The 15,202-nt window shown below is 57.1% G+C and carries 11 protein-coding genes; 8 read left to right on the top strand and 3 right to left on the bottom strand.

Going from position 1 to position 15,202, the window contains the following annotated elements; translation table 11 throughout:
• The first annotated feature begins 25 nt into the window (after positions 1–25).
• From rlmN to der, 8 genes are all read left to right on the top strand, one after another.
• Complete coding sequence (rlmN, locus tag FXO11_RS10845) at positions 26–1,138, top strand: 23S rRNA (adenine(2503)-C(2))-methyltransferase RlmN (RefSeq protein ID WP_148862986.1); 1,113 nt, start codon at positions 26–28, stop codon at positions 1,136–1,138.
• A 72-nt stretch (positions 1,139–1,210) separates the two neighbouring features.
• The gene (gene pilW / locus FXO11_RS10840) at positions 1,211–1,990 is read left to right on the top strand and encodes a type IV pilus biogenesis/stability protein PilW (protein ID WP_148864882.1); all 780 of its coding nucleotides are present in this window, start codon (positions 1,211–1,213) and stop codon (positions 1,988–1,990) included.
• Positions 1,983–3,170: a RodZ domain-containing protein gene (locus FXO11_RS10835; protein WP_148862985.1), complete on the top strand. Its 1,188-nt coding sequence runs from the start codon at positions 1,983–1,985 to the stop codon at positions 3,168–3,170. The genes pilW and FXO11_RS10835 overlap by 8 nt, the downstream gene beginning before the upstream one ends.
• A gap of 24 nt (positions 3,171–3,194) precedes the next feature.
• Complete coding sequence (gene ispG, locus FXO11_RS10830; protein ID WP_148862984.1) at positions 3,195–4,313, top strand: flavodoxin-dependent (E)-4-hydroxy-3-methylbut-2-enyl-diphosphate synthase; 1,119 nt, start codon at positions 3,195–3,197, stop codon at positions 4,311–4,313.
• Positions 4,314–4,449: 136 nt separating this feature from the next.
• Complete coding sequence (gene hisS, locus FXO11_RS10825; RefSeq protein WP_406565649.1) at positions 4,450–5,700, top strand: histidine--tRNA ligase; 1,251 nt, start codon at positions 4,450–4,452, stop codon at positions 5,698–5,700.
• Positions 5,701–5,749: 49 nt separating this feature from the next.
• A complete protein-coding gene (locus tag FXO11_RS10820) occupies positions 5,750–6,400 on the top strand; it encodes a YfgM family protein (protein WP_148862982.1) in 651 nt (216 codons plus the stop codon).
• Positions 6,400–7,581 carry an outer membrane protein assembly factor BamB gene (bamB, locus tag FXO11_RS10815; RefSeq protein ID WP_148862981.1) on the top strand — a complete coding sequence of 394 codons (1,182 nt, stop codon included), beginning with the start codon at positions 6,400–6,402 and terminating at the stop codon, positions 7,579–7,581. Before FXO11_RS10820 ends, bamB begins: the two co-directional genes overlap by 1 nt.
• Before the next feature lie 67 nt (positions 7,582–7,648).
• Positions 7,649–9,067 carry a ribosome biogenesis GTPase Der gene (der, locus tag FXO11_RS10810; RefSeq protein WP_148862980.1) on the top strand — a complete coding sequence of 473 codons (1,419 nt, stop codon included), beginning with the start codon at positions 7,649–7,651 and terminating at the stop codon, positions 9,065–9,067.
• A 64-nt stretch (positions 9,068–9,131) separates the two neighbouring features.
• Here der and pta read toward each other — a convergent pair whose 3' ends face one another.
• From pta to FXO11_RS10795, 3 genes are all read right to left on the bottom strand, one after another.
• A complete protein-coding gene (gene pta / locus FXO11_RS10805; protein ID WP_148862979.1) occupies positions 9,132–11,288 on the bottom strand; it encodes a phosphate acetyltransferase in 2,157 nt (718 codons plus the stop codon).
• 2 nt (positions 11,289–11,290) lie between these two features.
• Positions 11,291–12,499 (bottom strand): acetate/propionate family kinase, encoded by a 1,209-nt coding sequence (locus FXO11_RS10800; protein ID WP_148862978.1) that lies wholly within the window; start codon positions 12,497–12,499, stop codon positions 11,291–11,293.
• Positions 12,500–12,578: 79 nt separating this feature from the next.
• Positions 12,579–14,996 carry a bifunctional diguanylate cyclase/phosphodiesterase gene (locus FXO11_RS10795; RefSeq protein WP_148862977.1) on the bottom strand — a complete coding sequence of 806 codons (2,418 nt, stop codon included), beginning with the start codon at positions 14,994–14,996 and terminating at the stop codon, positions 12,579–12,581.
• Positions 14,997–15,202: the final 206 nt, after the last annotated feature.

Genomic DNA, 15,202 nt, shown 5'->3' with positions numbered 1-15,202 from the left:
GGGTTATCTGATCGAGGTTATTGCCATGACATCGCCGACCGAAAAAACCAACCTTCTGGGCTTGCCAAAGGCCAAGCTGGAGGCTTTTTTCGAGTCTCTAGGCGAGAAGAAGTTTCGCGCCACTCAGATCCTGCAATGGATTCACCAGCGGGGTGTCGATGACTTCGATCAAATGACTAACGTCAGCAAGGCGTTGCGCGAGAAACTTAAAGTAGTTGCTGAAGTGCGTGGCCCGGAAGTCGTTTACGACGAGACGTCGAAGGACGGCACCCGTAAATGGGTCATGCGCATGGACAGCGGTAACAGCGTAGAGACGGTGCTGATTCCCGACGGCCAGCGCGGAACGCTTTGCGTTTCCTCCCAGATCGGCTGCAGCCTTGACTGTACCTTCTGCTCCACCGGAAAGCGCGGCTTCAACCGTAACCTTTCGGCTGCTGAGATCATCGGCCAGGTTTGGGTCGCGCGCCGTGCATTCATGCCGTTTGAGCCCAACGCCGAGCGTCCCATCACCAATGTGGTCATGATGGGGATGGGAGAGCCGTTACTGAACTTCGACAACGTCGTCGATGCGATGGATCTGATGATGGAAGATCTGGCGTACGGGATTTCCAAACGTCGGGTGACTCTCAGTACTTCCGGCGTCGTACCTGCTCTCGATAAACTCGGCGAGGTGTCCGACGTTTCTCTGGCGATCTCGTTGCACGCGCCTAACGACGAGCTGCGTAACGAGCTGGTGCCGTTGAATAAAAAATACCCGATTGTGGAGCTTTTAGCGGCCACGCGCCGTTATATGTCGCGTCTGCCTGATAAGCGTAAGGTGACCATCGAATATACGGTGATTGCCGGCGTCAATGACAAGCTTGAGCACGCTCATCAGCTTGCAACCTTGCTCAAAGATCTGCCCTGTAAGATCAATCTCATACCGTTCAACCCCTTTCCGGAGAGCGATTTCCGGCGCCCCAAGGCTATGGCCACCCGGCGCTTCCAGTCAATTCTGAATGAGGCAGGCTACGTCACCACCGTACGCACCACCCGCGGAGACGACATAGATGCAGCTTGCGGGCAGCTCGTAGGCCAGTTCGAAGACCGTACGCGTCGTAGCGCTCGGTATATTCAGGTGCATAACGTCGCACCATAATGACGTCCTGTGTTGAAGGATATGTGAAGCGTGAAATCGTCAAGCCGTACTGTCCACGCAAGTCGTACTGTCCTGATTGTCAGATTGCTATTATTGTTCGGCTCGCTGACACTTGCCGGGTGCGTGACTACATCCAACAGCCCTTTTGCCAGGGAGGCGGATCAACAAAAAGCGGTAAAGAACTACGTGAGACTCGGTACCGCTTACGTCAGCCAAGGTAACTACGAACGGGCTAGGGATCATTTGCAGCGGGCGCTCGAACTTGATGAAGATAGTGCCGGGGCGCTGGCCGCTATGGGCCTGATTTACCAACAGGAAGGCGAGGGAGAGCTGGCTGAGCAGTCGTTCCGTAAGGCTGTCGATAGCGATCCGGACTATACCCGCGGACGCCTTTTCTACGGGGCTTTCCTCTATGGCCAGGGGCAGTACGAAGACGCCCGGGAACAGTTTAGCCGAGCCTCGCAGGATACCGATTTTAATGATCGTGGTTCGATTTTTTACAACCTCGGCCGTACCCAGGATCAGCTTGGCGAGTACGAGGCTGCCGTCAAAAGCTACCGGCGCGCGGCAGACCTGACCCGTGGTAACGCCAACTATCTGTTGGCGCTTTCAACGGCACTGATCCGTCAGGGAGAGTATGATGAGGCTCAACGATACTATGAGCGTTTGGCTGGAATGATTCAGCGTGATCCGAAGTTAAGCCATTCTCCCGAAAGTCTACTGACGGGACTTAAACTGGCTCATTTTTACGGTGACAGGCACCGGGAGGCCAGCCTTGCTTTACTTCTCCGCAACCAGTATCCAGAATCAGAACAACTCAAACAGTACAGAGCACTGATTTCGAATGAATAATGATGATGCCCAGAGACAACCGGAAGCGCCAGCGCTAGCCGGCGAGGTCGGGAATCAATTGCGCAAAGCGCGCGAAGCTAAAGGTATGTCCGTTACCCAGGTAGCGGATAGTCAGCACCTGCGTCCATCGATCATCCAGGCTATTGAAGAGGGCCAGTACGAAAAAATCGGAAGCGAGCTTTTCCTGAAGGGGTATGTCAGGACGTACGCTGAGCAGGTCGGCTTAGATCCGGCGGCAGTGATTGAGAAGCTGGACTGGGAGCTTGAGCCCATGCGCCAGCAGGTTGAGGACGAAAGAAAGGATAACCCGCTCGAAGATATCGAACGGCGGAAGCAGCGGAAACGTCGTATTGCACGCTGGACGATGATTATTCTTCTGCTGGTGGCCCTTGTCCTGGTGGGTATGCGGTTGCTGGATAGGCAGTTGTTGCCTTTTGACTTTGGGGCCATGGAAACCGCCGATGAATCGGTCCAGGAACCGGAATCGGCTTCCAACGATCTTTCGACGCCCGAACAAGAGGGCGACGCAACGGCGACGCCGGTTGCCGAGGAAGGCGGTAATGAAGGCAATGGTTCTGATCAAGAATCGCTGAGCGAGGAGGCGACAGAAGAGGTTCCGGCATCACCTGAGCCTGAAGCCCCCGCAGAGCCAGAGCAGAGCGTGCCGGCGGAGCAACAAGATGAGCCGGTCGTAGATACAGCACCCCAGCAGCCCGAGCCCGCACAGCAAGAGCAGCCCGCAGAGCAAGAGCAATCTGGGCCGCAAGAGCCTACGTCAGTGTCGGACCCGGCAGAGCCAGAGCAGGAACCGTTGGTTAGTTCGCCCGCCCCTACGGACGAAGCGCAAGAGGGCGCCGAGACGGATGAGCCCCCCGCGGATGCCGCATCGGCGGATCAACCGGCGGTGACAGCCGAAGCCACCCAGCCAGCGGCCGATACCGATGTGTTGTCGGGCAACTTTACCGGCGATTGCTGGGTGTCTGTCGAAAACGGGCAAGGGCAGACTGTGATAGCTTCCCTGAAACGTGCCGGTGATAGCCTGCAATATGAAGGGCAGGGACCCTTCCGGATTGTGCTTGGCGCTGCGGATGCTGCAACGTTGAGTTTTAATGGTGAAGCTGTCGATCTGTCGCGCTATCCCGCGCCCAACAACCGTGTCGCCCTGACATTGGGAAATTGATCCAGAACACGATTCCAGGACGCTATGAAACACGAATCTCCGATCAAGAGACGTAAATCCCGCCAGATCCACGTAGGTTCGGTTCCGGTTGGCGGCGACGCACCGATCGCCGTCCAGAGTATGACCAATACCGAAACCTGCGACGTGGACGCGACGGTGGCGCAAATCGAAGCGCTGCAACAGGCCGGTGCCGATATCGTACGGGTATCGGTACCTAGCATGGATGCGGCAGAAGCCTTCTCCAAGATCCGTCCACGGGTTTCTGTGCCGTTGGTTGCGGACATCCATTTCGATTACAAAATTGCACTCAAGGTAGCCGAGTACGGTGTCGATTGTTTGCGTATCAACCCGGGCAATATCGGGCGAGAGGATCGCGTCCGTGCGGTAATCGATGCCGCCAAGGATCGCAATATCCCGATCCGTATCGGCGTCAATGCGGGCTCCCTGGAAAAAGACCTGCAAAGGAAGTACGGCGAACCGACTCCCGAAGCACTCGTCGAGTCCGCGATGCGCCATATCGATATCCTCGACCGGCATGATTTTCAGGATTTCAAGGTCAGCCTGAAGGCATCGGAAGTTTTCATGACGGTGGCGGCTTATCGCCAGATTGCTTCGCAGATCGAGCAGCCCTTGCACCTGGGGATCACTGAAGCGGGTGGTTTCCGCTCCGGTACGGTCAAATCATCCATCGGTCTGGGCATGCTGCTCATGGATGGTATCGGCGATACCATCCGTGTCTCCCTGGCCGCAGACCCGGTGCAGGAAGTAAAAGTCGGTTACGATATCCTCAAGAGCCTGCGGCTGCGGGCGCGAGGGATCAATTTTGTGGCGTGTCCGAGTTGCTCGCGTCAGAACTTCGACGTGATCCAGACCATGAACGATCTGGAAGCGCGCCTTGAAGACGTCAACACTTCTATGGACGTGGCCATTATTGGATGTATCGTCAACGGTCCCGGCGAGGCCAAGGAGGCCGACCTCGGGCTCACCGGTGGCAGCCCGCGTAACCTGCTCTACATCGATGGCAAACCGAACCAGAAGCTCGACAATGAAAATCTTGTGGATAGTCTGGAACGGCTCATCCGGGAGGCCGTCGAGCTGCGCAAAGAGCGTGAGGCTGCGGTTATCGCCCGGACGCACGATTGACATAAGTCGGGTTCGGGCGTGATCTGATGCATGATCGTTTCCGGCCAGGCCGAACTGGTCGGCCGGATCCCCGCTGTTTTGACCTCAAGTATTCGATTGGAAAAACACCTTGGCAAAAATCAAAGCAATTCGAGGGATGAATGACATCCTGCCGGATCAGACACCGGTCTGGCAGTATCTGGAGCGTACGGTGAGTCGCGTACTGCGGGGCTACGGCTACCAAGAAATCCGTATGCCAATCGTCGAACAGACAGAGTTGTTCAAGCGTTCCATCGGCGAAGTGACCGATATCGTCGAGAAGGAAATGTATACTTTCGATGACCGTAACGGCGACAGCTTGACCCTGCGTCCCGAAGGCACCGCGGGCTGCGTTCGGGCGGGCGAAGAGCATGGTCTCTTGTATAACCAGACCCGCAAACTCTGGTATGCGGGGCCGATGTTCCGCCACGAGCGTCCGCAGAAAGGGCGCTACCGTCAGTTCCATCAGATCGGCGTCGAATGCTTTGGCATGCAAGGGCCGGACATCGATGCGGAACTGTTGATCATGACCGCACGGCTCTGGGAAGCGCTGGGGTTGGGCGACCATGTACGCCTGGAAATCAATTCCATTGGCACCTCGGAGTCTCGTAAGGCCTTCCGGTCTGCGCTGGTGGATTACCTGAGCGACTTTCGTGAGCAGTTGGACGAAGACAGCCGGCGCCGTCTGGAAACCAACCCGCTGCGCATTCTCGATTCCAAGGTGCCGGAAACCCAGGCCATTTTGAAAGACGCGCCGAACCTTGCGGATTTTCTCGACGATGACTCTGCAGCCCATTTTGTCGGGCTCCAGCAGCGTCTCGACCTTGCCGGGGTAGCGTACACCATCAATGCGCGCCTGGTGCGAGGGCTTGATTACTACGGCAAGACTGTCTTCGAATGGGTGACCGAGAGCCTCGGGGCCCAAGGCACGGTCTGCGCCGGTGGCCGGTACGATGGTTTAGTTGAGCAGCTGGGTGGCAAATCGACACCTGCGGTCGGTTTCGCAATGGGTATCGAGCGACTGGTATTGATGCTTGAAACCCTTGAAGTGGTACCGCCGTCGGTCAGCAACGATGCCGACGTGTACGTGATGGGCATGGGCGAGGCCGGTGAGGCCGATGCGCTGCGTGTTTCGGAGATGCTGCGCGATGCCTTACCGGAAAAGGTCGTCGTTGCTCATTGCGGTGGTGGCAGCTTTAGAAGCCAGATGAAACGGGCGGACCGCAGCGGTGCGCGCTACGGCCTGCTTATCGGCGAAGACGAGGTCGCGTCGAAAACCGTTAGCGTCAAGCCCTTGCGCAGCGAAGGCGAGCAGCAGGTCGTCAACCAGACCGATCTGATCACAACTTTATCCGAATTGCTGGGCTAAACGTCCGATCGGGAATTAAGCGTTTATTGTTTTTACGGGAGAATTGAACGTGGAATTGCGTACCGAAGAAGAACAAGTTGCAGCAATCAAGGATTGGTGGAAAAAGAACGGTGCCGCTTTGCTTATCGGTATCGGCGCGGCATTGGCTATCGTATTTGGCTGGCAGGCTTGGCAGCAGCATCAAGCCGAACAGCTGAGTCTCGCGGCGTCGAAGTATCAGCAGCTTCTCAGCTCAATGAATCAGCCCGCCAACGACGAGCAGGAGAAGACCATTGGTTTTGTTGCCAACCAGCTTCAGGAAGACCATGAGGACAGCCCATACGCCGTATATGGCACATTGATTCTGGCTTCTCATCAATTCACCGAGAAAAGTGATCCGCAGGCTGCGGTCGATAGCTATAAGTGGGCGCTTGCCCGGGCGCCGGAAGGCTCGCTCAAGACCGTTATCAACCAGCGCCTGGCCCAGGCCCAGTTCGCTACCGACGATTCCGAAGCGGCCTTGGACACGCTGCGCTCCGTGGAGGATCCGGGCGAATTCAAGGCACTGTATTCCGAGCTCGAAGGTGACATCTTGCGAGCCCAGGGCGACATGGAAGGTGCCCGCGAGGCCTATCTGGCGGCCCGCGAAGCATCCGGCCCGGCGCCCAATCCTATTCTTGAGCTGAAGATGGCTGATATGGCAATCGGGGAGGATGCTTGATGCCTTGGGGCGCACGCCTTTCTCGTCGTCTGGCCACGGTCCGCCATCTCGCCCTGGGCGCAACTCTGGGTGGTCTGCTCGTGGGTTGCAGTTCAAACGACACCTTCGAACAGCCCAAGCCGTTACCGGAAATTGAAAGCACGGTTTGGCTAGATAAGGTTTGGGATACTGCCGTTGGCGACGGCCATGACGATCAATTGTTGTTCCTTCAGCCGGTCCTGTCCGAAGGCGAGTTATTCGCCGTCTCTGCAGATGGGGAGCTGGTTTCTCTCGACCCGCAAACCGGCGACTACAATTGGGAACGGGATCTGGATCGGGAGATTCTCGCAGGCGTCGGCGCGGACAGCGAGAATCTCTATCTGGGCACGCGGGAAGGTGCGCTGATTGCATTACCACGGAGCGGCGAAGGCGAGCGCTGGGCGGCGGAGTTACCTAGCGAAATACTGGCGCCGCCGCAGTCCAATGGCTCCGTCGTCGTGGCTCAAACCATTGACGGCAAGGCTCTGGCCTTTGACGTCGAAACCGGTGAAAAGCGGTGGCAGTATGACGGCGTGATTCCCGTGTTGAGCTTTCGCGGCAACGCTACCCCTTGGGTCGGTCCGGAAGTAACGCTCGTCGCGTTCGCCAGCGGCCAACTCTATGCCCTATTGTCGGAAACCGGCCAACCGCTATGGCAATACGCTGTAGGAGAGCCTGCTGGCCGTACCGAGCTGGAGCGTTTGGTTGATGTAGACGCAACCCCTGTCGTTCGGGATGGCGTTGTTTACGTGACCGGTTACCAAGGCCACGTGGCTGCGGTCGATCTGAGAAGCGGCCAAGAAATTTGGCGCCGCCAAGCTTCCAGCTTCCAATCGCCGACGCTGGACTATGGCAACGTTTATATTTCCGGCTCCAACGGCGTGATCAGTGCGTATAATTTGTTCAATCGCCAGGAGTTGTGGGTGCAAGATAGTCTTGAGTGGCGCCAGACCACGGGCTTGCTGCCGGTTGAAGGTTACCTGCTAACGGGCGATTTCGAAGGTTATGTGCATATCTTGTCGCAGTTGGACGGCTCGCTTCAGGGCCAGGAACAGATCGATGAGCAAGGGTTGCGGGTGCCGATGATACGTAACGACGATCTAATCTACATGTACGGCAACGGCGGTGAACTGGCAGCCTTCCGGCTAAAGGAAGCCGAATAAAACCATTTCGGGCGCGTTGACTAGTCTCAGCCTGCCCATTCCAAACTCTTTGACTGACGAACGTTCTATGACGCCTGTAATTGCCCTGGTTGGACGGCCTAATGTTGGCAAGTCGACCCTGTTCAACCAGATGACCCGAACCAGGGATGCCCTGGTCGCCGACTTTTCGGGTCTTACCCGGGATCGCAAGTACGGAGAAGGCAATTTCGAGGGCCAGCGCTTTATCGTCATCGATACCGGCGGGCTGACCGGCGACGAGGAGGGGATCGACGCCGAAATGGCTCGCCAGTCGCTCATGGCGGTCGAAGAGGCCGATATCGTGCTCTTTCTGGTGGATGGCCGTGCCGGCCTGAACTCGGGCGACGAGCTGATTGCCGACCAGTTGCGCCGGTCCGGAAAACCTGCCCACCTGGTCGTTAACAAGACCGATGGCCAGGACCCGGACGTTGCGGCGGCTGATTTCTACCAGCTGGGTTTTGAATCCGTTTATCTGATTGCCGCATCGCATAACCGGGGTATCCGTTCGATGCTCGAGGAGCTGTTGCCTGCCGCGGGCGAGGTCGAGCAGGATGTGGCGGAGCGCTATCCGGGTGTCCGTATCGGCATTGTCGGTCGGCCCAATGTGGGCAAGTCGACGCTGGTCAACCGAATGCTCGGTGAGGAGCGGGTGATTGTCTTCGACATGCCGGGAACGACACGGGACAGCATCTATATTCCGTACGAGCGTCAAGGTGAGCAATACACCCTGATCGATACGGCGGGCGTGCGGCGGCGCAAGAGCATTAAAGAGACCATTGAAAAGTTTTCCATTATCAAGACCCTCCAGGCGATCGAAGATGCCCACGTCGTGATCCTGGTCATTGACGCCCGGGAAGGCCTAGTGGATCAGGATCTTCACCTGATTGGCTTTGTGCTGGATGCGGGACGTTCGCTGGTCGTCGCGGTGAACAAATGGGATGGTATGGATGGTGAGCAGCGCGGCCACGTGAAAGAGCAGCTGGCGCGCCGCCTGGAGTTCATCGATTTCGCCGACAAGCATTTCATTTCCGCGCTCCACGGGTCCGGTGTCGGCGTCATGTACGACTCGGTGAAGAAGTGCTACGAATCGGCTATGGAGAAATGGCCCACCAACCGCCTGACCGCTATTCTCGAAGATGCGTTGACCCAGCATCAGCCGCCTCTGGTCAACGGACGCCGCATCAAGCTGCGGTATGCTCATCAGGGCGGCTCCAATCCGCCTGTGATCGTTGTCCACGGCAATCAGACCGACGCTTTGCCAGGGGCTTACAAACGCTATCTGGAAAACACCTTCCGGCGAGTCCTGGATGTACACGGCGCGCCGATTCGCTTTGAATTTCGCTCTGGCGAGAACCCCTTCGCGGGAAAGGTGAACCGCCTAACACCCCGTCAGCAGACCAAAAAACGGCGCATGATGCAGCATGTGCGAAAAACGAAGAAAAAGGAGAAGCTCAAGAAGTCCCGCTGATCTAGTGTACCGATCATTAACCGACAGGTGGCGAATCGCTACCCAGAGTTGAGATCGGCTTAATCTATTCTCCCTCGGATTGATCCCCGCTCTTCGTATCTTCTGACTGCTGGGCTTGCACAGCGGTCAGGGCTATGGTGAAAACAATGTCTTCGACCAACGCACCTCGGGACAAGTCGTTCACCGGTTTTCTCAGACCCTGCAACATCGGACCGATGCTCACGACGTTGGCGCTGCGCTGAACGGCCTTGTAGGTCGTATTGCCGGTATTCAAATCGGGAAAGATGAAAACGGTGGCCTTGCCGGCGACCGGACTGTCCGGAGCCTTGCTCTTGCCCACGCTTTCGATGGCTGCGGCGTCATATTGTAGCGGCCCGTCGATCATCAGGTCGGGCCGTCGTTCTCTGGCGATGCGTGTTGCCTCCCGCACTTTATCCACGTCTGCTCCGGAGCCGGATTCCCCGGTGCTATAGCTGATCATCGCTATGCGCGGTGTAACGCCGAAGAGTTCGGCGGAGTCGGCGCTTTGGATGGCGATGTCGGCCAGGGCTTCGGCATCCGGATCGGGGTTGATGGCGCAATCGCCATAAACCAGAACCTGATCGGGCAGGCACATGAAGAAAACCGAGGACACCACGCGGGCCGTATCGTGGGTTTTAATCAGCTGGAGCGCCGGTCGCACCGTATTGGCGGTGGTATGTACTGCACCGGAGACCAGGCCGTCCACTTCCCCTAACGCGACCATCATCGTGGCTAACACCACGTTGTCCTCCAGTTGCGCTTCCGCCATATCCGGGGCAAGTCCCTTGTGTTTTCGCAGTTTGACCATGGGGTCTATGTAATTGCTGCGAACGTCCTCAGGATCGATGATCTCCACTTCATCCGGCAATGAAATGCCCTGGGACCGGGCAACGGATTCGATTTCGTCGGGCTTGCCGATCAACACGCAGCGGGCCAGTCCCCGCTCCTGGCAAGTGGCGGCGGCCTGGATGGTGCGAGGCTCGTTTCCTTCAGGTAGCACGATGCGCATTTGCGCCTTGCGCGCACGCTCGGAGAGCATGTAACGAAAGGCCGGTGGCGAGAGGCGGCGTTCCCGTTCGATACGCAAGTATTCCTGGAGCCAGGCGGTATCGAGGGTTCCTGCGACCACTTCCATGACTTTTTCGATGCGGTCTGCGTCATCGACCGGGACTTCCGATGGAATGCGGGAGAGCTGATACGCCGTCTCCAACGTGTTGGTAGCCACTTGCAGGACTGGCAGGCCCGTTCTTAATGCGCCACGACAGGCCTCGATGGTTCGGGAATCCGGTGTGATATCGCCAGTGAGCAGCACCCCGGCGAGCGGTACACCGTTGAGGGCGGCCAGAGCCGTTGCGACAACGATGTCTTCCCGGTCGCCTGGCGTAACGACCAACGTGCCGGGGCGCAAGGTTTCAACCATGTTGGGAATGGTCTGGGCGCACACCGTGACACGCTGTACCCGGCGTTGTGCGATCTGGCCATCGTGCAGCACCTCGGCGCCAAGGGACTTGGCGATATCCGATACTCTCGGCGCTAATAGTTCAGGCTGCCACGGTACGCTACCTATAAGACGGAGCCTTTCTTTCGTGAAAATCTCGCACTTACTTTGGTAATCCGGCAATTCGGAGCGCGTCGGTATCACGTCTGGAAGGAGTAAGCCGGGCCGCTGCGGCTGTCCTACCTTATTGAGGATAACGCCGATAACATCCGGGTCTTCGGGATCTGCGTAGAGTCGGGCCGAGAAGTCCAGCAGCTCGTCGAGTTCCTTGGGGGTGGATTCGCCTGGGGCGCTCACCAGGATAACCTGCGCATCCAGATTGCGGGCGATTTCTACATTCAGGCGGGCGGTATAGGCTTCGCTACGATCGGGCACCAGCCCCTCGACGATCACCACGTCGGCATTGCTGGCCGCTTTCTGGTAGTTGCCGATGATGTCTTCCATCAGCATTTCGGACTTGTCCCGGTTAAGCTGATTCTGGGCATGCTTCAGGCTGATTGGCGAGGGTGGATTGAGATCGGTGCGCGCGCGCACGAACGCGATAGACCGATCTTCCTCTTCCTTTTCGTCCACGAGCTGAGCTACGGGTTTAAAAAAACCGACCCGAACACCGACGTGATCCAGTGCCCTGACTAGGCCCAGGCACACCGATGTCAGGCCGGATCCTAGTGCGGTGGGCGCAATAAACAGGTTCTTCGCCATGGTCAATCCTCGCCGGTGCCGGCTTGTACATCTACAGATTCCAATGTTTCGGTGGCGATCATGCCTTCTTCGTCGGTCGGGATGACGTAGATGCCGTAGTCGCCCTCGGCGTTGATGCGACCGCCATTATCCTTGCCGTGGTTTTCGTTGGCGTTGTCGTCGACGGAGAAGCCGAGCAAACGAAGGTGGCCAACGGTTTGGGCTCTGACGCGCCGGCTGTTCTCGCCGATGCCGCCGGTAAAGACCAGTCCATCCAAATGAGTGAGCGACGCCATCATCGCACCGATATAGCGTGCCAAGCGAAAGCAAAAGACATCTATCGCTTCCTTGGCGGCCTGGTTGCCGCTTTCTGCGGCTTCGACGAGCGAACGCATATCGTTGGTTTTGCCGGATAACCCCAATAGACCGCTATCCTGATTCAGCATGCGCGAGATGCTGTCTTGGGATAGGCCCTTGCGTTGCAGGAAGTCAAATAGCCCAGGGTCAACGTCCCCACTGCGGGTGCCCATAACCAAGCCTTCCAACGGTGTGAGCCCCATGCTGGTGTCCTTGCTCTCGCCCCCCTCGATAGCGGTGACGCTGCAGCCGTTGCCCAAGTGAGCGGAAATCAGGGAAACCGAACTCCGCGGTTTATCCAGCCGTTCAGCCAATGCACGCAGAATATAAGCGTGACTGGTGCCGTGAAAACCGTAACGTCGGATACCCCAGTCCTGATAGCAACGGCGAGGTAGCGCGTAGAGGTAGGCGTGGTCCGGCAGGGTCTGGTGGAAGGCTGTATCGAACACTGCAACCTGGGGTGTCTGCGGATACAGCGACTGCATGGCTTTGATGCCGGTGAGGTTGACCGGATTATGCAGGGGCGCCAATTCGCTACAGCGATCAATAGCGTCGATAACCTCTTCGTCGACAATCGTCGCGGTCTTAAAGGCTTCGCCGCCATGGACTACGCGATGGCCGACGGCTATCGGTTTGCCCGTGAGGATTTCGCACGTTTCCAGATGCTTTATGACGGCGGACAACGCCTGTTCGTGGTTGGCTTTTTCCGGCAACCGAATGGTTTCTCGTTGCCCACGATACTCAACATTAGCGGACGCTTCCGAGGTGCCCAGCCGTTCAGCCAGCACCTGCGCTTGTCGCTCCGCGTTTCTGGAATATATCGCCAGTTTCAGTGATGAACTGCCGCAGTTCACCACAAGAAGGGATTCTGACATTCGCGTCCGTTCCTTGATCCGCCTTTTATTTCGAGTGTACCGGTGCGGTGGGAACGGGACCAGTGGTAGTCAGCTATTGTTAACCGGAAGTCCGATGATGGGTCCTTACCCACTCGACGAAATCGGCATCGGAGGCTGGCCGGCTGTAGAAATAGCCCTGGGCATAGTCGCAGTCTTGAGCCTTGAGGAAGTGGGTCTGTGCTTCCTCTTCCACACCTTCGGCGATGACCTGAAGGCCGAGGCTGTGGGCCATGTTGATGATGGCTTTGACCAGGGCGGCGTCGCCATCTTCGACAATGACATCGCGAATGAAGGACTTGTCGACCTTGAGCGTGTCGAATGGATAGCTTTTCAGGTAACTCAGCGCAGAATAGCCGGTACCGAAATCATCCACCGACAAACGCACGCCCATGGTATCCAGACGGCGCAGGATATCCGAGGTTTCAATGGTATTGTCGAGAATCAGGCGCTCGGTGATTTCGAGCTCTAACAGGGTGGGATCCAGCTGCTGTTCGTTAATCGCACGCTGTACCACATCGACAAAGCCGGGATCGCGGAATTGGCGGGGCGAGACGTTGACCGCAATGCTGAGTGTTAGCCCCGTGGAGGCCTGCCACTGGCTGGCCGCAGCACACGCTTGCTGAATAACCCATTCGCCGATAGGAATGATCAGACCGGTCTCTTCCGCCAGGGGAATAAACTTGTCCGGCATGACCAGTCCCATGGTGGGATTGTTCCAGCGGATCAGGGCTTCAGCGCCAATCAGGCGACCGGACGCGGTTTCGACGATAGGCTGGAAGTGGAGCTCGAATTCGTTCAGTTCGAGCGCCCGGCGCAGCCGCGACTCGATCTGCAAACGCTCGTGGGAGACCTCTTTCATTTCCGGGGCGAATCGTTCGTAGGCGCTTTTGCCCTTGTTCTTCGCCTGATACATCGCTGCATCTGCGTGCTGAAGCAGATTGCCGCTGTTATCGGAATCTGTGGGGTAGATCGCGATACCGATACTGGTACTGACGAACACCTCCTGGCCGTTCAGATGGAAGGGCGGGGCGAAAGTTTGCAGGATGCGGTCAGCGACCTGCTCGGTTGAAATCGACTCGCGCAGGCCGGGCAGGATCACCAGAAACTCGTCTCCACCCAGGCGGGCCACGGTGCTGGTTCCTCGCAGGCAGCTCGAAATGCGTCTGGAAGCCTCTATCAGCAGGTTATCGCCTGCTTCATGCCCCATGGTGTCGTTAATGTGCTTGAAGTTGTCCAAGTCCAGGAACATGACGCCGACCAGCGTTTCTTCCCGCCGCGCCTGGGCCAGCGCCAACTTGAGGCGATCCAGCGCCAGCATGCGGTTGGGCAGACCGGTCAGAATGTCGTAGTTGGCTTGACGCAAGAGCTGCTGCTCGTAACGTTTGCGAATGCTGATGTCCTCGCCAAGGATCAGGAAGTGCGTCGGGTTGCCTTTTCCGTCCTTTATGGGCGTCACGATGACCTGTTCCCAGAAGCGTTCGCCGCTGCGACGGGCGCTGTTGATCTCGCCCTGCCAGACACCGACGCGCTGCACCTGTAGCCGGATGTTTTGCCAGAGTTGCTGGTTTTCCCGGTGTGAGAACGTATCGCTGGTCAACATTCCCGGATGTTTACCGCGTATTTCGTCAAGCGGAAAGCCGGTGAGCTGGGAAAACTTATGATTGGAAAACTCGATGTGCCAGTGGCGATCACAAATGAGCACGGAAGACGGGCTTTGCTCAATAGCCATGGAAAGTTTGCGGATTTCCGACGCATCCTCTTCTTGCCGGCGAATATCGTCGTTCAACCGATCGCGCATCTGATTGAATGCTTCTACCACCTGGGATAGCTCGTCGCGGCGATTGACGTCGGTGTCGGGACGATCCAATGCCAGCGGTTCCTGCAGATCCCGCAACGAAAAACTACGGGCATAGCTCGCCATGGCCGAAAGGTGGCGCGTCACGAAATATTGGAATATCCAGATGATCAACACCGATATGAAAAACGTCTTGAAGAACTGGGTGGTCAGAATAACCAGGACTTTGCGGCGTAAATCCTGATAGATATCGGCGAGGCTGGCGGTAATGGTCAATTCACCGAGCCTGTAGAGTTCATCGCCGTCGTGGTTGAGCACAAAGGTACGGGTCATCGTCGAGGTATCACGGGGCACGTCGCCCATGACCACTTCGGAATCCGGAAAGATCTTCAGGCGCAGGTGAACGATATCCGGCAGGCTGAGGATGCCTTCCATCTGCACTTGCAGCAGCTTTTGGTCCAGCGCCCATAAACTTCGCGACAGGCTGCTGGCGTAGCTTGTTTCGATGACGGACATCCGCTCGTCCACGAGCGAAATATCGTTGCGGAAATCGGTATAAACCTGGATCGCGGACGCGAACAGCGTGAATAGCGAGCTAAATAGCAGTATGTAAGCCAGCAAGCGGAAAGACAGCGGCGAGCTGGCCTTGAACTGACTTAATCGCGTCGACAATTTAGACATGCTGTCGATTCATAGAGCCTGTTATAGAAAGAATCGGGTGTCGAGTTTTGCTCAGGCAATCCATCTGCAGTCTATACACCCACACGTGTATCCAACAGCAAAATGCGGATCAACCTGACGGCTGTTTGTTATCGCACCTGAAAAATCAGGTTCTATCAGCCTTTTAGCCACTATAGCAGTAGATTTCCTGCGGTGCCTTTTCGGAT

This window comes from Marinobacter fonticola, from assembly GCF_008122265.1.
GTDB lineage: Bacteria > Pseudomonadota > Gammaproteobacteria > Pseudomonadales > Oleiphilaceae > Marinobacter_A > Marinobacter_A fonticola.
Note: the sequence above shows the minus strand (reverse complement) of the source record. Positions and strands in the feature narration are given on the sequence as shown.

What these genes read in the sequence shown, in the direction of transcription:
- rlmN (WP_148862986.1), top strand. Translation starts at nt 26, where the DNA reads ATGACATCGCCGACCGAAAAAACCAACCTTCTGGGCTTGCCAAAGGCC.
- FXO11_RS10835 (WP_148862985.1), top strand. Translation starts at nt 1,983, where the DNA reads ATGAATAATGATGATGCCCAGAGACAACCGGAAGCGCCAGCGCTAGCC.
- ispG (WP_148862984.1), top strand. Translation starts at nt 3,195, where the DNA reads ATGAAACACGAATCTCCGATCAAGAGACGTAAATCCCGCCAGATCCAC.
- hisS (WP_406565649.1), top strand. Translation starts at nt 4,450, where the DNA reads ATGAATGACATCCTGCCGGATCAGACACCGGTCTGGCAGTATCTGGAG.
- bamB (WP_148862981.1), top strand. Translation starts at nt 6,400, where the DNA reads ATGCCTTGGGGCGCACGCCTTTCTCGTCGTCTGGCCACGGTCCGCCAT.
- der (WP_148862980.1), top strand. Translation starts at nt 7,649, where the DNA reads ATGACGCCTGTAATTGCCCTGGTTGGACGGCCTAATGTTGGCAAGTCG.
- pta (WP_148862979.1), bottom strand. Translation starts at nt 11,288, where the DNA reads ATGGCGAAGAACCTGTTTATTGCGCCCACCGCACTAGGATCCGGCCTG.
- FXO11_RS10800 (WP_148862978.1), bottom strand. Translation starts at nt 12,499, where the DNA reads ATGTCAGAATCCCTTCTTGTGGTGAACTGCGGCAGTTCATCACTGAAA.
- FXO11_RS10795 (WP_148862977.1), bottom strand. Translation starts at nt 14,996, where the DNA reads ATGTCTAAATTGTCGACGCGATTAAGTCAGTTCAAGGCCAGCTCGCCG.